The organism is Streptomyces mobaraensis NBRC 13819 = DSM 40847, assembly GCF_017916255.1.
In the GTDB taxonomy this organism is placed as follows: domain Bacteria; phylum Actinomycetota; class Actinomycetes; order Streptomycetales; family Streptomycetaceae; genus Streptomyces; species Streptomyces mobaraensis.
This window is the reverse complement of sequence record NZ_CP072827.1, coordinates 2,482,245-2,504,823: the sequence shown is the minus strand read 5'-3', so window position 1 is coordinate 2,504,823 and position 22,579 is coordinate 2,482,245. Positions and strand designations below refer to the sequence as shown.

Here is a 22,579-nt window from a genome sequence, read left to right as displayed (position 1 = left end):
GTGCCGAGGGCCGTCCCGAGGTAAGTCCAGCCTTTCCTCCGGCCTTTCCGGAAAACCACCCCGCGGCCGTCCCCGGGCTGGTCAACTTTTAAGGGCCGGGGCCGTTCCGGCCGGGGCCGCCGCGGGCGGGCGGCGCCCCGGGCGGGGATCCGGTCCACGGGAGAACGCGGGAGAACCAGCACGACACGGCTCCGCCGCAGACGCGCACGGGGCCGGCCAGAACAGGGAGGCCGCCGGTGAGACGAGGGCGCCCAGGGGCCCCGCCCCGAGGTGGGGGATCGGTCTCCCGCATTCCGCGCGCCGCGGGGGAGGAGCCCGTCCTGACCAGCGTCGGGGCGCACGGCAGGGGAGAGGACTCCGGCACGGACCGCCCGGACGGATCCGGGTCCGGCGGGTCCCGGCTGTGGCACGTCACCCTCAGCGTCTCGGGGGCGGAGGCGCCGCTCGGCGAGGTGCGGCGGGCGCTGGAGCAGCTCGCGCACGACCACCCCTTCCTCCTGACCAGCCGCTACGCCAACGACCACGCCGAGATCCGGTACTGGGAGGAGGCCCGCGACCTGCACGACGCGGCGGCCGTCGCCCTGCGGCTCTGGGGCGAGCACCGTTCGACGGCCCGGCTGCCGCCGTGGGAGATCGTGGGGCTGGAGGTCATCGACCGCGAGACGTACCACCAGCGGGTGGCGGAGGGCTGCGGCCCGCTGCCGGCCGCGCCGGTGGGGGTGCATCCGTTCTGACGGCGGCGGGCGGGGCCACGGCGTCCCGTCCGTCCGAGAGCGGCCACGGCGTCCCGTCCGTCCGAGGTGTGAACGGCCGACGCACGCCGGCCGGGCCGCAACTAAGCTGCGTCCCCATGAGCAGCGACACCCTCTCCGCCGGCCCCCTCCCCGAGTCCCCCGTGCTCCGCGCCGCGGTCCGTGCCCGTACCGCCGCCGCCGAGCTCGCGCCGCTGCCACGCGCGGCCAAGGACGCGGCGCTGCTCGCCGTCGCGGACGCCCTGGAGGCCCGTACCGCCGACATCGTCGCCGCCAACGCCGAGGACGTCGCCCGGGCGCGTGCCGCCGGCACCGCCGAGGGCGTCGTCGACCGGCTGACGCTCACCCCGGAGCGGGTCCTGGCCATCGCCGCGGACGTGCGCAGCGTGGCCGGGCTGCCCGACCCGGTCGGCGAGGTGGTGCGCGGCTCCACCCTGCCCAACGGCATCGATCTGCGGCAGGTCCGGGTGCCGCTCGGCGTCGTCGGGATCGTCTACGAGGCCCGGCCGAACGTGACGGTGGACGCCGCCGCGCTCTGCCTGAAGTCCGGCAACGCGGTCCTGCTGCGCGGCTCCTCCTCGGCGTACGCGTCGAACACCGCCCTGGTGGCGGTCGTGCGCGACGCGGTGGCGGGCGCGGGGCTGCCCGCGGACGCCGTGCAGCTGGTGCCGGGGGAGAGCCGGGAGTCCGTGAAGGAGCTGATGCGCGCCCGCGGCCTGGTCGACGTGCTGATCCCGCGCGGCGGCGCCTCGCTGATCAGGACCGTCGTCGAGGAGTCCACGGTCCCGGTGATCGAGACGGGCACCGGCAACTGCCACGTGTACGTGGACGCCGACGCCGACCTCGACACGGCGGTCCGGGTGCTCGTCAACTCCAAGGCGCACCGCGTCAGCGTCTGCAACGCCGCCGAGACGCTCCTCGTCCACCGGGACATCGCCGAGCGCCTGCTGCCGGCCGCGCTGGACGCCCTGGCGGAGGCCGGGGTGACGGTGCACGCCGACGAGCGGGTGCGGGCGCTGGCCGGCGGGACGAAGGCGACCGTGGTGCCCGCCACGGAGGAGGACTGGGCGACCGAGTACCTCTCCTACGACATCGCGGCCGCGGTGGTGGACTCGCTGGACGACGCCGTGCGGCACATCCGCCGGTGGTCCTCCGGACACACCGAGGCGATCGTCACCACCTCGCAGCAGGCGGCTCGCCGGTTCACCCGGCTGGTGGACTCCACGACGGTCGCGGTGAACGCGTCGACGCGGTTCACCGACGGCGGCCAGTTCGGCTTCGGCGCCGAGATCGGGATCTCCACCCAGAAGCTGCACGCGCGCGGACCGATGGGGCTGCCGGAGCTCACCTCGACCAAGTACATCGTCACGGGCGACGGGCACATTCGGGGCTGACCTGCGACGGGGAGCGGTACGCGGGTGCCGCCGCGCGATCGCGGGCGGCTTCCCGGCCCCTCCCCCGATGCCCCCTGATGGCCTCCGGGCGGCTCCCCGGGGGCTCCCGGCGGCCCTAATTCCCGTACCGCCCGCGCGGATTGACCGTTTCGGGTCTACGCTGGGGGCGTGCCGGACGACGTGGGGGGCAAGCCGTTCCCGGACGGCGAGGAGCCCGACAGCCACCGCCGCGGAGGCGAGGACGAGTTCGCCGCGGTGGTCTTCGACGAGGAGTTCGTGCGGGCCGCCGTGGTGCACGAGCCCAGCGCGGCCGAGCGCGTGCTCGCCGCCCGGGCCCGGTCGGGCGGCGGACCGGGCGAGGACGACGGGTACGAGGGCTACGACGCGTACGAGCGGCGTTCCGACGGGCGGACCCGCCGCCGTACGGGCGGACCGGGCGCCTGGCGGACGCTCACCCACGACCTGGATCCGGACGACGCCTACGGGCCCTACGGCCGCTACGGCGCCCGCCGACGGCCGTACCGGGGCCGTCCGCGCTGGTACCGGCCGGTGGCGTGGCTGCTCTGCGTGCTGCTGGGCATCGGCGCGGTGGCCCTGGCGTTCGCGGCGGTCTACCGCGGGGCGTCCTCCGGGGACCGCCGCGATCCCGCGCCGCCGCCCGCCACCACCGGGGTGGACGCGCCTCCGCAGCGGCAGGACGCCCTGCCGCACGCCGGCCGGCCGGACAGCGCGGCGGACCCGAGGGCTCCGGTCGCCTCGGCGGCTTCATCCTCTTCTTCCTCGGCCGCCGCCGCGCCGGCGGCGGCCCCGGCACCCGCTGCCGGGCGCGGATGACCGCCCTCCGCTCCGGTTCGTCACCCTCTGTGATCGCCCCAGGGGTGACCTGCGGTGACGTCACCGGCCCGGAACCCGCGGTCCCGCGCGGCCATTCCCCGGGCCGTCCCGGCAAGTTGTCGTGTACCAGCGCGTTTACGGAGGGGCCCCGCGACCTACCCTTGAGGTATGGAAGGGCCTGGAGACCCGCCTGAGGGGACGCCCGAGGGTGCCCCGGGAGGTGGTGACGAAGAGTACCGGTCGGTCGTCTTCGACGAATCGTTCGTCCGGGCTGCCCGCCTCCAGGAGTCCTCGGCCCGGGAGCGGCTCGGCGACCACGCCCCCGCCGTGCGCACCCGGCACGTCTGGGCCCGGCTCGGCGCCTCCCGTCAGCTGATGCTCCTCGTCCTGCTGATCGCGCTGGCCTTCGGCACGGCCGTCTACATGGGGCTGCGCCACCCCTACAAGGACCCCCCGCCGCCGTCCGCCGAGCCGCTCCAGACCACCGTGATACCGCTCGCCCCGCGCGGGACGGTGCCCGGCGGGCCCGCGGCGCGGCTCTTCGCCGACAGCCCGGCCCGGCGGTTCGCGGAGGGCGCGGAGGGCGTGGCGCTGCCGGACGCGCGGCGCACCCAGAACTTCTCCGAGGGGCTGGTGATGGCCGCCCTCGCCACCGCCAAGGAGTACACGGTCAGGTCCGCGCTGGACCGGGAGGTGCTCGGCGGCGGCGACGGACGGGCCGTACGCGTGCTGCTCGCCCCGTCGCAGGTGGAGCAGTACGACCGCAGCTTCGAGCGGCCCGCGGCCGACGGACAGCACGCGATCACCGGCTGGGTGGTCCGCTTCGACCCCGCCCAGGTGGCCGTGGACGACGCCCCCGTCCGGGTCGAGGGCGCCTTCTCGCTCACCGAGGTCTCCCCGGCCGCGCTGGAGGTCTCCGCCGACCACACCTTCGTCTACGCCGTCCGTCCGGCGGGGACGGGACCGGTGAAGGCGGGGACGGCGGCGGGGGCCGGGCAGGCCGCGGACGCCTCGCTGTTCACCGTGCGCCGGATCGTCCGCTTCCGCTTCGATCGCGACGATCTCCAGGACCACCATGTGCAGGTGCTGCAGAGCACGGTCGAGGCGGGGCCGGAGTCCTGCGGCGCGGACGACGCGGCGTACCTGCGGCCCGTCCTGGCCGGCGGCACCGCGGACAACAGCCGGCAGCCCCTGACCGACCCCTATGCGACGGGCCGTCCGTCCGTCGGCCTGTGCGGCGTGCTGGCGCCGGGGCCCCTGGCCCCGGCCGGCGGGCCGTCCCCGCCGGGACGCTGACCCGGCCGCCTGACCGGGCCTGCTTCCTTCCCGTGCCGGGGCCGCGGGCCGACGAGGGCGCTCCCGTCAGCCCTTGCCCTCCCCGTCGCGAGGCTCGTCCCGCGGACCGTCCTCCGGGCCCCGCGCCGCGTCCCTCGGACCACCCCCGGACCGCCCGGTGAACGTGTCCCGGAGCCGGCTGCCCAGGTCGTTGGCCCCGCCCGCGATGTCCCGGACCAGCCCCATCAGGGGGTCCTTGCTCGACCGCACGGACTCCGCGTAGTGACTGGCGGACTCGCGGAAGGAGTCCGTCACGGAGGCGTCCTTGTCCTCCGCGCGCCGCGGGTAGTGGCCGTCCAAGAGGCGCTGGAAGTCCCGGCTCTCCGCCCAGCGCTTGAGCTCGGCCGCCCGCACGGTGGCGAACGGGTGGCTGCGCGGCAGCACGTTCATGATCTTCAGGACGGAGTCCCGCAGGTCGCCGCCCGCCTCGTACTCGGCGGCCTGGGCGAGGAAGGCGTCCACGTTCATCTCGTGCAGGTGGTTGCCGCCCGCCAGCTTCATCAGGCCGCGCAGCGACGCCTGAAGGTCCTGCCCCACCAGCAGCCCGGCCCGGTCCGCCGACAGCTCCGACTTGCGGAACCACTCGCGCAGCGCCGTCACGATCGCCGTGACCGCTATCCCGCCCAGCGGGATCCAGGCGATCTTCACCGCGAAGTTGGTCAGGAACAGCAGTATCGTCCGGTAGACCGAGTGGCCCGACAGGGCGTGGCCCACCTCGTGGCCCACGACCGCCCGCATCTCCTCCTCGTCCAGCAGCTCGACCAGGCCCGTCGTCACCACGATGACCGGCTCGTCGAGGCCGACGCACATGGCGTTGGGCTGCGGGTCCTGGGTGACGTACATCGGCGGGACCTTGGGCAGGTCCAGGATGGAGCAGGCGTCCAGGAGCATCGTGTGCAGGTGCGGGAACTGCCGCTCGCTCACCCGCACCGAGTCGGACAGGAACAGCAGCCGCAGGCTGCGCTCCGGCAGCAGGCCGCTCAGGGCCTTGAACACGGTGTCGAAACCGCTCAGCTTGCGCAGTGCCACCAGGGCGGAGCGGTCCGCGGGGTGCTCGTACGCCCGGGAGGAGATGTCCGGAAAGCGCCTCCGGTCGTGGCCCGGAACGCGTCCCTCCCCGTCCCCCTCCGCGCGACCGGTGCCGTCCGCGGCGTTGCTGTCACTCATGGCGACCCCCTCAACTGGGCTCGATCGTGGCCCGTCCCCCGGCTGACGGACCCCACCCTAGGCGCTGCCACTGACAGGGCTACCGTGGAGGCATGTCCGCTCTCCAGGGTTTCACCCACCTCGCGGCGTCCCCGGCCTTCACCGGGGCGCTGGCCGTCTCCGCCCACGACCAGGGGCCGGGGCCGGTGCTGCGCACGGTCGTCATCGTCGCCCTGATCGGCGTGCCGCTCACCGCCTGGCTGCTGCTCCGCGGGTACCGCAAGAAGGGCTGACGGCCCGGCGGGCGGAGTCGGCGTGAGCGCGGCGACCGCCTCCGCATACGATGTGGCGGAAGTCTCCCAACGATCGCCTCGAGAGGTCCTGCCGACCATGTCCCTCACCTCAGCCCACTCGGCCCTGGTCACGCTCGCGTCCGAGAGCGAGCACACCGACACCCACGAGAGCCTGAGCCCCTACGTCACCGGCGGCTCCGCGCTCCTCATCCTGCTGCTCCTGCTGTACGTGACCACCCGCTTCAACCGGGACCGCTGACCGGCCGGGGCGCACCTCCCCGCAGGGCCGGCGTCCCACCGTGCCCAGTAGGGTCTGCACGCATGGAAGAGCAGACAGAGCCCGCGAAGCGGCGGCTCGGCGTCATGGGCGGGACGTTCGATCCCGTCCACCACGGCCACCTGGTCGCCGCGAGTGAGGTCGCCTCGCAGTTCCACCTGGACGAGGTGGTGTTCGTCCCGACCGGCCACCCCTGGCAGAAGAGCCACAAGGCGGTGTCCCCGGCCGAGGACCGCTACCTGATGACGGTCATCGCCACGGCGTCCAACCCGCAGTTCTCGGTCAGCAGGATCGACATCGACCGCGGGGGACCGACCTACACCGTCGACACGCTCCGGGACCTGCGCGCGCTCAACGACGACGCGGACCTGTTCTTCATCACCGGCGCGGACGCGCTCGCGCAGATCCTCACCTGGCACAACACGGACGAGTTGTTCTCCCTCGCCCACTTCATCGGCGTCACCCGCCCCGGGCACATACTGGCCAACCCCGGGCTGCCGGACGACCGGGTCTCGTTCGTCGAGGTCCCGGCCCTCGCGATCTCCTCGTCCGACTGCCGCGCGCGCGTGGCCGAGGGCGAGCCCGTCTGGTACCTGGTGCCGGACGGTGTCGTGCGCTATATCGCCAAGCGCAAGCTGTACCGTCACGACGGCTGACATCCGGCCGAACCGGCTCCAGCGCCACCGAGGGGCACCGTTGAACGACCGCCAGGACCCGTACGCGCACGACCCCCACGCCGGGGATCCGTACGGACAGCAGCCGCAGGTGTACGGCTACGACGCCTACGGCGGCCCGGTCCACCGCCCGGACGATCCGCGGATGGCGTACGACGCCTACGGCAGGCCGCTCGCCGGCTTCGACGCCTCGGTACGGCAGCAGGGGAGCGGCCAGGACTACGGTCAGGGGTACGGGCAGGGGTACGGCGGCTACGACCCGTACGCCGTCGGGGGCCAGGGCATCGGAGGCCAGGGCGCCGGCGGGCAGGATGCCGGTGGGCAGGGCGTCGGCGGCGGGCACGGCGGGTACCGGCAGGCGCAGGAGTACCCCGCGTTCCAGCAGCAGGGGTACACGCAGCCCCAAGGGCACGTTCGGGTACAGCAGGAGCAGGCTCAGGCCCCCGCCGTGGACGACGAGCGTCCGCAGGAGTGGATCCCCCGGCAGGCGGACCGGGCCGGCCGCGCGGACGCCCCCGGCGGTGCGGACGCCCCTGGCGCGGAGGGCGCGGCTCCGGCCGGTGCCGTCCCCGAGCCGCGGCAGGCGCCCGACGGCGACCCGGCGGCCCCGGCCTACCGCACCGAGCAGTTCTCCTTCGTCGAGGCGCCGGACGAGGACGCCGAGGACGTCATCGACTGGCTGAAGTTCAGCGAGAGCCGCACCGAGCGCCGGGACGAGCGCAAGCGCCGGGGCCGCAACCGCTACGTCGCGCTCGCCGTGGCGTTCGTGCTGGTCCTGGGCGGAGTGCTCGGCTACCTCTTCCTGTCGGGCGGCGACGACAAGGGCGGCGGCGCCTCGGCGGGCGCCGGACAGAAGCGCGACGTCATCGTCGTCCACCTCCGGCAGACCAGGGGCGGCGGCAGTTCGACGGCCCTGCTCGTCGACAACGCGACGACGAAGAAGGCCACCGCCGTCCTGCTGCCCAACGCGCTCGCCATCGCCAAGGAGGGCGGCGGGTCCACGACCCTCGGCAAGTCCGTGCAGGAGGCGGGCACCGGGGGCACCCGCGACGCCCTCAACACCCTGCTCGGCTCGCGGATCAAGGGCAGCTGGCGGCTGGACACCCCGTACCTGGAGAACCTCGTCCAGCTCGTCGGCGGTGTGACGGTGGACGCGGACACCGACGTCCCCGGGGCCAAGCCGGGCGACGACCCGCTGGTGCGCCGCGGCGGCGGGCAGAGCCTCAACGGCCAGGCGGCCGTCGCCTACGCCACCCACCGGGCGCCGGGCGAGGCCCCCGACCGGCAGCTCAACCGGTTCGGGCAGGTGATGCAGGCCGTCCTGAAGAAGATGTCCACCGACCCCAAGGCCGCGACCACCACGGTCGAGGCGCTGGCGCAGATCCCCGACCCGTCGCTCTCCGTCCCGCAGCTCGGCGCCTCCCTGGCCCAGCTCGCGGCCCGGGCCAAGGCGGGCGCGTACCGCACCACCGTGCTGCCCGTGCGACCGGACGGCACTCTCGGCGGTGAGGAGGCGGACGGTGTGGTCAAGGAGGTGCTCGGCGGCGCCGTGGGGAGCGCGGGCGCCGGCGGTACGCCCCGGGTCAGCGTGAAGAACGCCACAGGCGGCACGGCCGGCGCGGGCGCGGCCCGGGTCGCCCTCGTCAACGGCGGCTACACCTACCTCGACGCGGGCACGGCCGCCGCGGCGGCCTCCTCCGCCGTGTACTACGCGGACGACAAGCGGGCGGCGGACGCCAAGGAGGTCGCCAAGACGCTGGGCCTGCCGGCCGGCGCGGTGCGCAAGGGGCAGGCGTCGGACGTCGCGGCCAACGCGGACGTGACCGTGGTGCTCGGCCGGAACTACAAGGGCTGACCGGCCCCCGGCGCCGGGAGCGGGGGCATCCGGGGGCGTCGAGGGACAGCGGAAAAGCCCGGGAGGGGCCGCGGCGGGTCGTGAGACCCTTGAGGGCGTACCCGCTCTCTACCGAAAGCATGGCCAGTGACCGCCACGGACCGCTCCGAGAAGCTCATCCAGGCCGCCGCCCAGGCTGCCGCCGACAAGCTCGCGCACGACATCGTCGCGTACGACGTCAGCGACGTGCTGTCGATCACCGACGCCTTCCTGCTGGCCTCGGCCCCCAACGACCGCCAGGTCAAGTCGATCGTCGACGAGATCGAGGAGCGGCTGCTCAAGGAGCTGGGCGCCAAGCCGGTCCGGCGCGAGGGCGACCGGGACGCGCGCTGGGTGCTCCTGGACTACGTGGACATCGTCGTGCACGTCCAGCACAGCGAGGAGCGCGTCTTCTACGCCCTGGAGCGGCTGTGGAAGGACTGCCCCGAGATGGAGCTGCCCGCCGACGCGGTGGCCACTCGCGGCAAGGCCGCGGAGCACGCCCGCGCTCAGGAGGCCGCCGACGGGCTGGACGGTGAGCTGAGCTGAACGGCAGCAGGGGAGGCGGCCGCGGCCGCCGCATCGTCCTGTGGCGGCACGGCCAGACGGCCTGGAACGTGGAGCGCCGCTTCCAGGGCACCACGGACATCGAGCTGACGGAGACCGGCGTCGCCCAGGCGCGCCGGGCGGCCCGGCTGCTGGCGGCGATGAAGCCGGACGCCGTCGTCGCCTCCGACCTCCGGCGCGCCGCCGGCACCGCCGCCGAGCTGGCGGCGCTCACCGGCCTGGAGATCACCCACGACGCCGGGCTGCGCGAGACGTACGCCGGTGCCTGGCAGGGCCTCACGCACGAGGAGATCAGCGAGCGGTTCGGCGAGCAGTACGCGGCCTGGAAGCGCGGGGAGCCCGTGCGGCGGGGCGGCGGCGAGCTGGAGACCGAGGTCGCCGAGCGGGCGGCCCCCGTCGTCCTGGCGCACGCCGACCGACTGCCGGACGGCGGCACGCTCGTCGTCGTCAGCCACGGCGGCACCATCCGCACCACCATCGGGCGGCTGCTCGGGCTGGACCCGCTCTCCTGGGAGGCGCTGGGCGGCCTCAGCAACTGCTGCTGGTCCGTCCTGGGCGAGGGCGCGCGCGGCTGGCGGCTGCTGGAGCACAACGCGGGCACCCTGCCGGAGCCGGTCCTCGGCGACGACGACTGAGCCCCCGCGGAACCTCTTGTTCCGGGGTGCGGGCCCGCCACCGAGCCCGATTTCCCATTCGGGCAGGTGGCAGGCTAAAGTTCTTCTTGTTCGCGGGGAACGCGGGGGGAAACCTCCGGGGGAGCCGAGAACAGCGGGGCTATAGCTCAGTTGGTAGAGCGCCTGCATGGCATGCAGGAGGTCAGGAGTTCAATTCTCCTTAGCTCCACAGGAAAGGGATCCCGTCCGGTCGGCAAGACCGGGCGGGATCTTCGTTTTGGGCGGTACTGGGAGCGGTGCAGGCCACCGCGCCGCGACGGCTCGTACCGGCGCCGCGGTCACCGCACCGGCCGTGGTTCCTTCTCCGCCAGCCGGGACCGTATCTCCGACAGCCGCATCCCGTGCTCGGGGCAGCCGACCAGCGGATCCTCCAGGGCGGCCAGCGCGGCCAGGAGGCGGGCGGTCTCCGCGTCGTCCGGGGTGTAGACCACCACGCGCGTCTCGGGTGTCTCCGCCAGCGCGAGCGAGGTGGAGACCAGTCGGAGCTCGCCCACCGAGGCGTGCCGCATGACCTTGGTGCGGCGGCCCGGCGGGACGACGTCCCCGGCCTCCCAGAGCCGGCGGAACTCCTCGCTGGCCGTGGTGAGCAGGCGCAGGAACTCCTCCCACGCCGGCTCGCCGACGTGCCGCCCGTACGCCCCGCGCAACGTGGCCACCAGCAGCGGCAGTTCCTCCTCCCGGTCGACGAACGGGCTGCAGCACTCGGGCCGGGTGAAGAGCTGCCAGAGGGCGTTGGCCTTCCAGTCCGCCGTCAGGTACACCAGCGGGAACAGGGCGCGGTAGGACGCGTTGGTGGCCAGGACGTCGTAGCGGGCGTTGTAGACGACGGCCGGGTTCGGGTCGAGGGCGTCGACGACCGCCTGCACCGCCGGGCCGACCGCGTCCGCGTCGGCCACCCGCCGCGGCGTGTACGGGACTTCGGCCAGCTGGTAGAGGTGCTCGCGCTCGGTCTCGTCCAGGCGCAGCGTCCGGGCGATGGCGTCCAGCACCTGCACGCTGGCGTTGATGGGGCGGCCCTGTTCCAGCCAGGTGTACCAGGTGATGCCGACCCCGGAGAGCTGCGCCACCTCCTCGCGCCGGAGGCCGGGGGTGCGCCGGCGCAGGCCCTCGGGGATGCCCACGTCGGTCGGTCTCACCCGGGCCCGCCGACCGCGCAGGAAGGCGGCCAGCTCCGTTCGCCTGCGTCCGTTCAGCGTCGCCATCGTCGTCACGTCCCCCATGGTCATCGCGGCGCCGGAATGCCGCCAGGTGCTGCTGGTAATAGTGGCGGCGGGCTCTCGCCACCCGTACTCGTCCGAACACAGCCTGTAGGGCATGTCCACGATCCCGTCCCCCCGAACGACGTCCGCCGCGGGCCCCGGTGAAGTGCCCGGTTTTAGTGAAGCGGACCCCACTGACAACGGCGCCCGCGGACCCGGCCGGCCCGGCTGGCTGCTGCTGATCGTGCTGCTCGGCCAGTTCATGGCGATCCTCGACTCGTTCGTCGTCAACGTCGCCACCGCGACCATCCGGACGGAGCTGCACGCCTCCGGTTCCGGGCTGCAACTGGTCGTCGCCGGCTACACGATCAGCTACGCGGTGCTGCTGATCACCGGCGCCAGGCTCGGCGCCCGCCACGGCCACCGGCGGGTCTTCCTCGCCGGACTGGCCCTGTTCACCCTGGCCTCGCTGCTCTGCGGACTGGCCGACGGCACCGGGGTGCTGATCGCCTTCCGGTTCGTCCAGGGCGCCGGCGCGGCCGTGATGCTGCCGCAGGTGCTGAGCCTGATCCAGCGCACGTACGACGGCCCCGCGCGGGCCCGGGCGCTGGGCCTGTTCTCGGCGGTGATCGCCTCCGGCGCGGCGATCGGGATGATCGTCGGCGGTCTGCTGGTCGACGCGGACCTGTTCGGCTGGAGCTGGCGGCCGGTCTTCCTGGTCAACGTGCCGATCGGGCTGCTGCTCCTCCTGCTGGGCGTCCGGTTGATGCCCCGCGACGAGCCGCGCGCCGGGGAGCGCGCGCGGGGGCTCGACCTGCCGGGCCTGGTGCTCCTCGCGGCGGCCGTCATGTGCTTCACGGTGCCGATGGTGCTGGGCGAGGAGCAGGGCTGGCCGCTGTGGACCTGGCTGTCGTTCGCGCTCTGCGCCGTGCTCGCGGCGGCCTTCGCCGGGTACGAGGCGCGGCTGGCCCGCCGCGGCGGGGCGCCGCTGATCGCCCCGGTGGTGCTGCGGGCGCCGGGTGTGCCGCGGGCGGTGGCGCGGCTCGGGCTGACCATGGCGATGAACGCCGGCGTCCTCCTGTCGCTCTCCCTGCACCTGCAGAGCGGGCTCGGCTTCGGGCCGCTGCGCACCGGGCTGACCTTCCTGCCCACGGCGGTGGCCTTCGGCGCCGTCGGCCTCAACTGGCGCAGGCTCCCCGAGCGTTGGCACGCTGCCCTGCCCACGGCCGGACTGCTGCTGGCGGCGGTCTCCTTCGCGGGCACCGGGCTGGTCCTGCGCGACGGCGGCGACGGCGGCCTGTGGCTGTACGCGGTGCTGCTCGGCGGCGGTGGCGGGCTCGGCCTGGCCTTCAGCCCGACGCTGGGCCGTACGCTGGCCGGGGTGCGGCCGGAGCACGCCGCCGACGCCAGCGGGCTGCTCACCACCACCAGCCAGCTCGGCCTGCTCACCGGGGTGGCCGTCTACGGCGCCGGCTACCTCGCCGAGGCCGGCGGCGGGACGGCGGTCTCCTCGGCGCACGGGGTGTGGGTCACCTCGCTCGCGCTGGCGGGGACGGCGGTGGCCGCGGTGGGGACCGTCCTGCCGCGTCGGCGGCGCTGACCTGGCGCCCGTCCCGTGGCAGAATCGGACGGCCGGGCGCGGACGGGGTGAAGGGGAGGGAAGCTGACATGCCGGGGAGCGTGTTCGCGACGACCGACGCCCTTCCCGGAGTGCCCGCAGTTCCCGGAGCCTCCGGATCGCCGGGGACCGGGATGCCCGGATCCCCCGGAGTGACCGCCCTCCAATGCCCGGCTTGTGGATCCGCTCAGGTGGCCCAGGTGCTCGGCGACAACGGCGGTGTTTCGTACGTCTGCACGGCCTGCGGCCACAGCTGGAGCTGAGTGAATGGGTGCACACAGCCGGAAATGCGACTGGTGCGGCAGCGGGACGCCCATCGTTCGCGACATGGAACCGATCAACGCCGACTACCAGTACTGGTGCGTCGAGTGCGCACGGGCGCTGATCATAAAAGGCGACCCCATCGAGACCTACCGTGAGCTCGAGGGGGAGCCGATCTACGGGCGGCTGCTCGACGAACACTGTGCCTTGAAACGGTTCTATTCGTTCGCGACCGCCTGAGGGCCCCCGAGTCCTCGGGCAAATCGGGCGAAACCGGTCAGGGGAACCACCGATTTGGCAGATGGCAGGGGGGTCCGTGTAATGTAGTCGATGTCGCCAGGGGGAACCGGCCGGAAACGGCGGGAAAGCCCGGGCGGCGGACAAGAGAACAAGGGGCTATAGCTCAGTTGGTAGAGCGCCTGCATGGCATGCAGGAGGTCAGGAGTTCAATTCTCCTTAGCTCCACAGGAGATGAGCGGGTCGTCCGAAAGGGCGGCCCGCTTTTCGTTGTGCGTGATCCCCTTTCCGTGGCCCTCTTCCGGCGCGCGCACGCTTCTTGCATGTTCATGACCCTTCCTTGCCCGCTTGTTGGCGAACACATGTCCCCTGCATGAACCGTTCGTCGAAAGAGTGACGTGCCGTGTGCGTGCCGCTTCCGACGCGGCCGTCACACATGACCGCACGCGACTCATCGCATCGCAGGGGGTTTTATGAGATCTCGCCGTTCTCGCCACTCCGGAGCCCGCGCGGGCCTGGCCCTGGCCGCCGCGCTGCCCTTGGTGACCGGAGTGCTGGCGCTCGGCGCGCCCACCGCCGGCGCCGACAGCGGACCGCCCGCCCGGCAGTCGCTGGCCGGTACCAAGCCCGAGTGGGCCACGGCCGCCGCCGACCGCGGCACCACCTCGGCGAAGAAGGCCGTCACCGCCCGCGTCTACCTCGCCGGCCGGGACGCCAAGGGGCTTGCCGCCTACGCCCGGGCGGTCTCCGACCCCCGGTCCGCCTCCTACGGCAAGTACCTGACGGCCCGCCAGGTGAAGGATCGTTTCGGCCCGACCAAGGGGCAGATAGCCGAGGTCACCGGATGGCTGAAGTCCGCGGGCCTCAAGGTGACCGGCACCAACGAGCACTACGTCACCGTGACGGGTGACGCCGCGGCGGTCCAGAAGGCGTTCGGCACCCGGCTGCACGACTACGTCAAGGACGGCCGGACGTACCACGCGCCGTCCTCGACCGCCACCGTCCCCGCCTCCCTGCACGGCGCGGTCCTCACCGTCGTCGGCCTCAACGACGCCCCGCGGCGCGCCCACCGGGACGAGACCCTGCCCGGACCGAGCTCCGCGTTCGTCAACTCCGGCCCCTTCTCGACGTACTACGGCTCGAACGTGAACAAGAGCCTGCCGTCGGCCTACGGCGGCCACGCCCCGTACGCGATCAAGGGCTACACCGGCAAGCAGCTGCGGGCCGCGTACGGCGCCAAGAACTTCACCGGCAAGGGCGTCACGGTCGCGATCACCGACGCGTACGCCTCGCCGACGATCGCCAAGGACATCGAGCAGTACGCGAAGCGCAACGGCGACAAGGCGTACCGCAAGGGCCAGTTCTCGCAGGTGCTGCCCGCCGACTGGAAGCACGGCTCGCCCGAGGAGTGCGACGCGGCCGGCTGGTACGGCGAGGAGACCCTCGACATCGAGGCCGTGCACGCGGTGGCCCCCGAGTCGGACATCGTCTACGTGGCCGGGGCCTCCTGCCAGGACGACGACCTCATCGACTCGCTGCACAAGATCGTCGACAACCGGCTGGCCGACATCGTCTCCAACTCCTGGAGCGACATCGAGACCCATGAGACCCCGGACGTCGCCACCGCCTACGACCACGTCTTCCAGCAGGGCGCCGTGGAGGGCATCGGCTTCTACTTCTCGTCCGGCGACGACGGCGACAACAGCCACAAGCACGGTGAGAAGACGGTCGACACCCCGGCCAACTCGCCGTGGGTGACCTCGGTCGGCGGCACCTCGCTGGCCGTCGGCAAGGGCGACCGCTACCTGTGGGAGACCGGCTGGGGCACCCACAAGGCGCCGCTGTCGAAGGACGGGCTCACCTGGAGCGGCTTCCCCGGCGAGTTCACCGGCGGGGCCGGCGGCGGCACCAGCAAGATCTTCGAGCAGCCGTACTACCAGCGCGGTGTGGTCCCCGACGCGCTCGCCAAGGCCGACGGCGCGGCCAAGCCGATGCGCGTCGGACCGGACATCGCGGCGGTCGCCGACTCCACCACCGGCTTCCTGGTCGGCCAGACGCAGACCTTCCCCGACAAGTCCGTGAAGTACGGCGAGTACCGCATCGGCGGCACCTCGCTGGCCGCCCCGGTGATCGCCGGTGTGCAGGCGCTGGCCCAGCAGGCCCGGCACGGCGTGCCGATCGGCTTCGCCAACCCCGGCATCTACGACCGCTACGGCACCGCGGCGTACCACGACGTCACCGACCACCCGCTCGGCAAGGGCCAGGGCATCGGCAACGTCCGCGTCGACTTCAACAACGGCGTAGACGCCAAGGGCGGCACCACGGTGTCGCTGCGCAGCCTGGGCGACGACGGCTCGCTCTCGGCGACCGTCGGCTACGACGACGTGACCGGCGTCGGCTCGCCGGGACGTGACTACGTCACGTCGTACGTGCCCGGACACCGGCGCTAGGGGGAGGGCGGGCGCCGTCGCCCTTGGAGCGCCGTCGAGCTTTTGGGGGCGTCGCGCTTGTGGGGGCGGCGCCCGGCCCGCCGCACCGGCCCCCGGGCTCGGTGCGGGCCTCGGGGCCCCTGCGGTAACCTGACCCCATGCGTGCCGTACGCCTCCTGCTTAGCGAGCCGCGCTGATCAATCCCGACCGGTCAGGTCGGCATCGGCGCGGCGTCCCCTCCTGTGCGAGGGGCTTTTTCGTTTCCGGATCCGGTAGGGGATCCGGGGACCGTAGCGCGACCGCAGGCAGAGACGACGATCGATGGAGCTTTGAGGACGATGAGCGAGACCACTACCGCCGCCGAGGTGGCTGCCCCGCACCGCTACACGGCCGCGCTGGCCGCCGACATCGAGGCACGCTGGCAGGACTTCTGGGACGCGAACGGGACGTACGAGGCGCCCAACCCGGGCGGCGAGCTGGCCGGTGACCCCGAGGTCGTGGCCCGGCCGCGCAAGTTCATCATGGACATGTTCCCGTACCCCTCGGGCGCGGGCCTGCACGTCGGTCACCCGCTGGGCTACATCGCCACGGACGTCACCGCGCGGTACCACCGGATGACCGGCCACAACGTCCTGCACACCCTGGGCTTCGACGCCTTCGGCCTGCCCGCCGAGCAGTACGCGGTGCAGACCGGCACCCATCCGCGGGTGTCCACCGAGGCCAACATGGAGAACATGAAGGCGCAGCTGCGCCGGCTGGGCCTGGGCCACGACAAGCGGCGGTCGTTCGCGACGATCGACCCCGAGTACTACAAGTGGACCCAGTGGATCTTCCTGCAGATCTTCAACTCGTGGTTCGACGAGGACGCGAAGAAGGCCCGGCCGATCGCCGAGCTGGTGGCGCAGTTCGAGAGCGGGGAGCGTGCGACGCCGGACGGGCGCTCGTGGAGTGAGCTGAGCGCCGTCGAGCGCGCCGACGTCCTGGGCGAGTACCGCCTGGCGTACGCCTCCGACGCGCCGGTCAACTGGTGCCCGGGCCTGGGCACCGTGCTGGCCAACGAGGAGGTCACCGCCGACGGCCGCTCCGAGCGCGGCAACTTCCCGGTCTTCAAGTCCAAGCTGCGCCAGTGGAACATGCGCATCACCGCCTACGGCGACCGGCTGCTGGACGACCTGGACGCGCTGGACTGGCCCGAGGCCATCAAGCTGCAGCAGCGCAACTGGATCGGCCGCAGCGAGGGCGCGCACGTCGACTTCGCGATCGACGGCCGTCCGGACGCGAAGGCCACCGTCTTCACCACCCGGCACGACACCCTGTTCGGCGCCACCTACCTGGTGCTGGCCCCCGAGCACCCGCTGGTCACCGAGGACTCCGTCGTCCCGGCGAGCTGGCCCGAGGGCACCCACGCGGACTGGACCGGCGGGCACGCCACCCCGGCCGAGGCCGTCGCCGCGTACCGCAAGGAGGCCGCCGCCAAGTCGGACGTCGAGCGGCAGGCCGACGCCAAGGAGAAGACCGGCGTCTTCACCGGCGTGTACGCCGTCAACCCGGCGACCGGCGACCGGATCCCCGTCTTCGTCGCCGACTACGTCCTGATGGGCTACGGCACCGGCGCCATCATGGCCGTCCCCGCGCACGACAGCCGCGACTTCGCCTTCGCCCGCGCCTTCGACCTGCCGATGCGCTGCGTCGTCAAGCCGTCGGACGACCGGGGCACCGACCCGGCGGAGTGGGCGGACTCCTTCGACTCCAAGGAAGCCGAGATCATCAACTCGGCCGGCCCGGAGATCTCCCTGGACGGGCTGGTCGTGCCCGAGGCCAAGACCCGCGTGGCCGCCTGGCTGACCGAGCGGGGCATCGGCGAGGGCACCGTCAACTTCCGGCTGCGCGACTGGCTGTTCAGCCGCCAGCGCTACTGGGGCGAGCCCTTCCCGATCGTCTACGACGAGGACGGCGTCGCCCACGCGCTGCCCGAGTCGATGCTGCCGCTGGAGCTGCCCGAGGTCGAGGACTACGCCCCGCGCACCTTCGAGCCGGACGACGCGGACACCGAGCCGGAGACCCCGCTGTCCCGCAACGCGGACTGGGTCAACGTCGAACTGGACCTGGGCGACGGCGTGAAGCGCTACCGCCGCGAGACCAACACCATGCCCAACTGGGCCGGTTCCTGCTGGTACGAGCTGCGCTACCTGGACCCGCACAACGACGAGCGGCTGGTCTCGCCCGAGGCCGAGCGCTACTGGATGGGCCCGCGCGAGGACAAGCCGCACGGCGGCGTCGACCTGTACGTCGGCGGCGCCGAGCACGCGGTGCTGCACCTGCTGTACGCGCGCTTCTGGTCCAAGGTGCTGTTCGACCTGGGGCACGTCTCGTCCGCCGAGCCGTTCCACAAGCTGTTCAACCAGGGCATGATCCAGGCGTACGTCTACCGCGACGCGCGCGGCATCGCCGTGCCGGCCGCCGAGGTCGAGGAGCGCGACGGCGCCTACTGGTACCGGGGCGAGAAGGTCTCCCGGCTGCTGGGCAAGATGGGCAAGTCCCTGAAGAACGCCGTCACGCCGGACGAGATCTGCTCCGAGTACGGCGCCGACACCCTGCGCCTGTACGAGATGGCGATGGGCCCCCTGGACGTGTCCCGCCCCTGGGACACCCGCGCCGTCGTCGGCCAGTACCGGCTGCTGCAGCGCCTGTGGCGCAACGTGGTCGACGAGAACACCGGTGAGGTCACCGTCGTCGACGCCGAGCCGGACGAGGCGACGCTGCGCGTCCTGCACAAGACGATCGACGGCGTCGGCCAGGACATGGCCAACCTGCGCTTCAACACCGCCATCGCCAAGATCACCGAGCTGAACAACCACGTCACGAAGCTGGCCGAGGTGCCGCGCTCGGTCGCGGAGCGGCTGGTGCTGCTGGTGGCGCCGCTGGCCCCGCACATCGCGGAGGAGCTGTGGCGCCGGCTGGGCCACGACGGCTCGGTGGTGCACCAGGACTTCCCGGCCGCCGACCCGGCCTACCTGGTCGACGAGGCCGTGACCTGCGTTGTCCAGATCAAGGGCAAGGTCAAGGCGCGGCTGGAGGTCGCACCGTCGATCTCCGAGGAGGAGCTGGAGCGGGTGGCGCTGGCCGAGCCCGCGGTGGTCGCGGCGCTGGGCGGCGCGGGTGTCCGCAAGGTCATCGTGCGGGCGCCGAAGCTGGTGAACATCGTTCCGGCCTGATGTCCGGCGTGCTGCCGGTTCCGGCGATGTCGTCCCGGGTGTGACGTCCGGGACTCGGGGGTTTCCCCTACGGGCAGGTTGGGGGTTCCGATGGAACCCACGGCCTGCCCGTGCCGTTTACCGTGGAGAGGTGCCTCAAGAATCCGTGAACCGACCGGCCCGCCGGTCCGACCGAGAGCCCGTCGAGGAGCGCCCGTGGAAGCCGTGGCCGTGATCATCGCCCTGATCTTCGCGGTACTCGTCGCGCTCGCCGTGGTCGCGACGGTCCGGACCGTGAAGGCCGTCAAGCGCGGCGTGGACCGGACGATGACCCAGGCCCGGCGCACGGTGGAGGACACCCGGCTCAAGGCCCGGCAGTACACCGCGCCGGGCGCCGCGGGCGAGGTGGCCCAGCTGCGGCTGTCCCTGCGGACGACGATGCGGGCCACACAGGAGGCGCTGCGACTGCGCGCCCCCGAGGACCCGTCGCTCTCCGAGTCCCTCGCCCTCTTCGAGCGCCTGAGCGCCCACGGTCACGAGCTGGACGACGACCTCCGGCGGCTGGAGACCGAGCCCAGCCGTGAGCGGGTGGAGGCCGCCCTCCCCGAGATGCGGGAGCGCACGGAGCGCGTCCGGCAGGCGGCGGACTCGCTGCGCTGGGCCGCCCAGGACCGCGCCCGCCGGTTCTCGGACGACGACCTGGCGGATCTCAGCGAGCAGATCCGGATGGAGGCGGGGGCGCTGCGGCACTGGACGCCGGTGGACGCGGAGGGGGCCGCGTCGCCGGAGCCGAAGCGGGAATCGGAGCCGAAGCGGGAATCGGAGCCGATGGGGGAACGGGAACCTACGCGGGAACGGGAGCCGAAACCGGAGGCGGACCCGGCGCGGCCCGCCATAGCGGGACAGGACATGTGGCGGAAGGACGCCCGCCCTTGGGAGAAGTGGCAGAAGAACGGACACCCGGAGGGCACGAGCTGACCGGCGGCGGCCCCGAGGACGGCCCCCGCGATCCGAAGCGGTCACCGCCCCGGCCCGGGCTGCTTGTCCTGCCGCCGGGCGGGTAACCTCCGGTTCATGTCCCGCCATGTCGCGATCATCACCGATTCCACGGCCTACCTGCCCCAGCAGGCGATGGAGCGGCACGGCATCACGGCCGTGCCGCTGACGGTGGTGCTGGGCGACACGGCCCTGGAGGAGGGCACCGAGATCTCCGCCCGCTCGGTCGCCCACGCCCTGCAGAAACGCCGGCCGGTGACGACGTCCCGGCCCGCCCCCGAGGTCTTCGCCGCCGCCTACCGCGCGGCGGCCGAATCCGGAGCCGAGGGCGTGGTCTCCCTCCACCTGTCCGCCGAGTTCTCCGGCACGTACGACGCGGCGCTGCTCGCGGCCCGGGAGGCGCCGGTCCCCGTCCGAGTCGTCGACACGGGCATGGTGGCGATGGCCCTCGGCTTCTGCGCCCTGGCCGCCGCCGACACGGCCTCGGCCGGGGGGACGCTCGACGAGGCGGTGGCCGCGGCCGAGAAGCGGGCGGCGGGCACGGCCGCCTTCTTCTACGTCGACACCCTCGACTACCTGCGCAGGGGTGGCCGCATCGGCGCCGCCCAGGCTCTGCTGGGCTCGGCACTGGCCGTCAAGCCGCTGCTCCAACTCGTCGACGGCCGCATCGACCTGCGCGAAAAGGTCCGCACCGCCTCCCGGGCCGTGGCCCGCCTGGAGGAAATCGCCCTCAGCCACGCCGGCACCACCCCCGTGGACATCGCCGTCCACCACCTGGCCACCCCCGACCGAGCAGCCGACCTGGCGGGCCACCTGCGCGAACGGGTGCCGAACCTGGGCGAGTTGCATGTGAGCGAGGTCGGCGCGGTGATCGGGGCGCATACCGGGCCGGGGTTGCTGGGGGTGGTGGTGTCGGCGCGGTTGGAGGGGTGAGGACGGGGGCCGGAGGGGCGGCCGGGCGCCTACGGTCGTGGGGCCACGGTCGTGGGGTCGCGGTCGTGGGGTCGCGGTCGTGGTCGCGGGGTCGCGGTCGTGGGATAAGGGTCGTGGGTTCAGGGCACGGGGTGGAGCCTGCAAGGGGTGGGATTTCCGGAAGGGACCTGCGGGTGTGGGCTCGGGGCCGAGGGCGGAGCCTAGAAGGTGCCTGCAGCTGTGGGCTCGGGGGCGGGTGTCGGAGCCCTGAAGGGGTCGGCGGGCGCAGGGCCGGGGCGTGGGGCGGAGTCCTGAGGGGGCGGGATCTCTAGGAGGGGCTCGCGGCCGTTGGTTTCGGGGCCGGGGCCGGGGCCGGGGCCGGGGCCGGGGCCGGGGCCGGGGCCGGGGCCGGGGCCGGGGCCGGGGGCGGGGGTGGGGGCGGAGCCCCGAAGGAGCCTGCGTAGGCAGGCCGGGGGTGTGGGGCAGAGCCCCGCGAGAAACGGTGAAAGGGCGGGACTGGGGCACCTCCTCCCCACCGCAACCCCTCGACGCACCGTCAGCCGGCAACCGCTCGCATCCACCGATCGGGTGGCGGAGTTATCCACAACTCCGCCACCATCCACCGGATTTCACCAAGATCACCCGCTTCCGCGGCACGCTCCTACCGTCAATTCCCATGACGACGACAGCAGCGCTTGACGCACCCACGCCCACACCCGAGCCCACCCTCCGTGAGCGCGCCTCCGCACTGATGGGATCCGCAGCACCAAAGAACGCTGCCGCACTAAAAAACACTGCCGCACCAAGAGAAACCGCCGCACCGAAGGCAACCGCACCCCCACCCACCCACGACCGCCCACCAGGCCGCCCCCGCCGGACACGCGGCGGCTGCCGAGCGGGAGCCGGCCCGGGACGGGGAACCCACGCGGGGACGGCGGAACGCCCACGCGCGGGCGGCCCACGGCCAGAAGCAAGCCGCGACACCCTCCCCGCCCCGAACCGGCCGGCGGAAATCCCCGAGCGCCTCCCACGCCCCACTCGCTGGCGCCTCGCGCTCCAGGACAGGCTGCCCCTCTGGCTCCAACTCCGCTGCGGCATCGACCCGAAAACCCTCGCCGCCCTAGCGATCGTCCTCGCCGCCGCCGGCCTCTTCGCGGCCTTCCACTTCTGGACGGGCAGACCGCGGACCGTTCCGGCCCCCACCCGTGAAACCCCCGTGGCGGCGCCCCTGCCGTCGGTACGCGGCCGACCGGGCGCGCCCCCACCCGCACCGGTGGCCGCCGTGTCGGCGCCGGCCGGTACACCGGGCCCGAGCACCGGGGGAGTGGTGGTGGACGTCTCCGGCAAGGTACGCCACCCCGGCATCCAGCGACTGCCCGCCGGCTCCCGCGTCGTGGACGCCCTGGACGCGGCAGGAGGCGCGAGCCCCGGCGTCGACATGACGGGACTCAACCGGGCCCGCGTACTCGCGGACGGCGAACAGATCGTGGTCGGGGCACCCCCGGGCGCCGGTCCACCGCCCCCCGACACACCGGCCCGCACGAACGGCGCGGGCCAAGGCGGCGGCTCCAGGCCACCGGCAGGGGCCGCACCCGCGACGGGCGCCAACGGCCCGCTCAGCCTCAACGCGGCGACGGTGGAGCAACTGGACGCGTTGCCGGGCGTGGGCCCGGTCCTGGCACAGCACATCGTCGACTACCGCACCGAACACGGTGGTTTCCGCTCGGTGACGGACCTCCGCCAGGTCAACGGCATCGGAGCCCGCCGCTTCACCGACCTGCGCCCCTTGGTGCAGCCATGAACCCGGTGCAGCCATGAAAAGGACTCTCCCACCACCCGCGACCGACCCGCCGGACACCCCACCGCGCCGACCCGGACCCCCGCCCGCCGTCCCCGCCGACCTCCGGCTGATGG

General features: G+C 73.4%; 20 protein-coding genes and 2 tRNA genes. 20 read left to right on the top strand and 2 right to left on the bottom strand.

Annotation, left to right across the window (positions count from 1 at the left end; all coding sequences use genetic code 11):
* Positions 1-236 precede the first annotated feature (236 nt).
* From J7W19_RS10505 to J7W19_RS10490, 4 genes are all read left to right on the top strand, one after another.
* Positions 237-734 (top strand): hypothetical protein, encoded by a 498-nt coding sequence (locus J7W19_RS10505; RefSeq protein ID WP_040889680.1) that lies wholly within the window; start codon positions 237-239, stop codon positions 732-734.
* Positions 735-850: 116 nt separating this feature from the next.
* Positions 851-2,146, top strand: a complete 1,296-nt coding sequence (locus J7W19_RS10500) for a glutamate-5-semialdehyde dehydrogenase (protein WP_004944461.1) — start codon at positions 851-853, stop codon at positions 2,144-2,146.
* 168 nt (positions 2,147-2,314) lie between these two features.
* Positions 2,315-2,980 (top strand): SCO2584 family spore wall biosynthesis protein, encoded by a 666-nt coding sequence (locus tag J7W19_RS10495; RefSeq protein ID WP_004944459.1) that lies wholly within the window; start codon positions 2,315-2,317, stop codon positions 2,978-2,980.
* Between the two features lie 168 nt (positions 2,981-3,148).
* The gene (locus tag J7W19_RS10490; protein WP_004944456.1) at positions 3,149-4,276 is read left to right on the top strand and encodes an SCO2583 family membrane protein; all 1,128 of its coding nucleotides are present in this window, start codon (positions 3,149-3,151) and stop codon (positions 4,274-4,276) included.
* A 66-nt stretch (positions 4,277-4,342) separates the two neighbouring features.
* Here the strand turns inward: J7W19_RS10490 and J7W19_RS10485 are convergent, their stop codons facing one another.
* Positions 4,343-5,482, bottom strand: a complete 1,140-nt coding sequence (locus J7W19_RS10485; protein WP_004944451.1) for a M48 family metallopeptidase — start codon at positions 5,480-5,482, stop codon at positions 4,343-4,345.
* A 92-nt stretch (positions 5,483-5,574) separates the two neighbouring features.
* Here J7W19_RS10485 and J7W19_RS10480 point away from each other — a divergent pair, with 92 nt between their 5' ends.
* From J7W19_RS10480 to J7W19_RS10450, 7 genes are all read left to right on the top strand, one after another.
* A complete protein-coding gene (locus J7W19_RS10480) occupies positions 5,575-5,754 on the top strand; it encodes a hypothetical protein (protein WP_004944448.1) in 180 nt (59 codons plus the stop codon).
* Between the two features lie 97 nt (positions 5,755-5,851).
* Positions 5,852-6,013: a hypothetical protein gene (locus tag J7W19_RS10475; protein ID WP_004944445.1), complete on the top strand. Its 162-nt coding sequence runs from the start codon at positions 5,852-5,854 to the stop codon at positions 6,011-6,013.
* A 62-nt stretch (positions 6,014-6,075) separates the two neighbouring features.
* Positions 6,076-6,687, top strand: coding sequence for a nicotinate-nucleotide adenylyltransferase (gene nadD, locus J7W19_RS10470; protein ID WP_040889678.1), 612 nt, complete (start codon positions 6,076-6,078; stop codon positions 6,685-6,687).
* A 40-nt stretch (positions 6,688-6,727) separates the two neighbouring features.
* Positions 6,728-8,560 (top strand): LCP family glycopolymer transferase, encoded by a 1,833-nt coding sequence (locus J7W19_RS10465; protein ID WP_004944438.1) that lies wholly within the window; start codon positions 6,728-6,730, stop codon positions 8,558-8,560.
* A 126-nt stretch (positions 8,561-8,686) separates the two neighbouring features.
* Positions 8,687-9,127 (top strand): ribosome silencing factor, encoded by a 441-nt coding sequence (gene rsfS, locus J7W19_RS10460; RefSeq protein ID WP_004944435.1) that lies wholly within the window; start codon positions 8,687-8,689, stop codon positions 9,125-9,127.
* Positions 9,124-9,780, top strand: coding sequence for a histidine phosphatase family protein (locus tag J7W19_RS10455; protein WP_040889676.1), 657 nt, complete (start codon positions 9,124-9,126; stop codon positions 9,778-9,780). Before rsfS ends, J7W19_RS10455 begins: the two co-directional genes overlap by 4 nt.
* A gap of 135 nt (positions 9,781-9,915) precedes the next feature.
* Positions 9,916-9,988: transfer RNA gene (locus tag J7W19_RS10450), tRNA-Ala, on the top strand.
* 109 nt (positions 9,989-10,097) lie between these two features.
* Here the strand turns inward: J7W19_RS10450 and J7W19_RS10445 are convergent.
* Complete coding sequence (locus J7W19_RS10445) at positions 10,098-11,039, bottom strand: helix-turn-helix transcriptional regulator (RefSeq protein WP_004944431.1); 942 nt, start codon at positions 11,037-11,039, stop codon at positions 10,098-10,100.
* A 94-nt stretch (positions 11,040-11,133) separates the two neighbouring features.
* Here J7W19_RS10445 and J7W19_RS10440 point away from each other — a divergent pair, with 94 nt between their 5' ends.
* The 9 genes from J7W19_RS10440 to J7W19_RS33795 all read left to right on the top strand — a co-directional run bounded on the left by J7W19_RS10440 (position 11,134) and on the right by J7W19_RS33795 (position 22,466).
* Positions 11,134-12,618, top strand: a complete 1,485-nt coding sequence (locus J7W19_RS10440; RefSeq protein ID WP_233478087.1) for an MFS transporter — start codon at positions 11,134-11,136, stop codon at positions 12,616-12,618.
* 68 nt (positions 12,619-12,686) lie between these two features.
* Positions 12,687-12,899, top strand: a complete 213-nt coding sequence (locus tag J7W19_RS33800; RefSeq protein WP_078588013.1) for a hypothetical protein — start codon at positions 12,687-12,689, stop codon at positions 12,897-12,899.
* A gap of 4 nt (positions 12,900-12,903) precedes the next feature.
* Positions 12,904-13,137, top strand: a complete 234-nt coding sequence (locus tag J7W19_RS10435) for a hypothetical protein (RefSeq protein WP_004944425.1) — start codon at positions 12,904-12,906, stop codon at positions 13,135-13,137.
* 152 nt (positions 13,138-13,289) lie between these two features.
* Positions 13,290-13,362: transfer RNA gene (locus J7W19_RS10430), tRNA-Ala, on the top strand.
* A gap of 245 nt (positions 13,363-13,607) precedes the next feature.
* A complete protein-coding gene (locus tag J7W19_RS10425) occupies positions 13,608-15,584 on the top strand; it encodes a S53 family peptidase (protein WP_040889672.1) in 1,977 nt (658 codons plus the stop codon).
* 317 nt (positions 15,585-15,901) lie between these two features.
* Positions 15,902-18,778 (top strand): leucine--tRNA ligase, encoded by a 2,877-nt coding sequence (gene leuS / locus J7W19_RS10420; protein ID WP_004944420.1) that lies wholly within the window; start codon positions 15,902-15,904, stop codon positions 18,776-18,778.
* A gap of 195 nt (positions 18,779-18,973) precedes the next feature.
* Positions 18,974-19,735 (top strand): hypothetical protein, encoded by a 762-nt coding sequence (locus tag J7W19_RS10415; protein ID WP_004944417.1) that lies wholly within the window; start codon positions 18,974-18,976, stop codon positions 19,733-19,735.
* 96 nt (positions 19,736-19,831) lie between these two features.
* On the top strand, positions 19,832-20,686 hold the full coding sequence (locus tag J7W19_RS10410) for a DegV family protein (RefSeq protein WP_004944413.1): 855 nt from the start codon (positions 19,832-19,834) through the stop codon (positions 20,684-20,686).
* 1,309 nt (positions 20,687-21,995) lie between these two features.
* Entirely contained in the window at positions 21,996-22,466 is a 471-nt protein-coding gene (locus tag J7W19_RS33795) for a ComEA family DNA-binding protein (RefSeq protein WP_004944411.1), read from the top strand.
* The last annotated feature ends 113 nt before the right edge of the window (positions 22,467-22,579 follow it).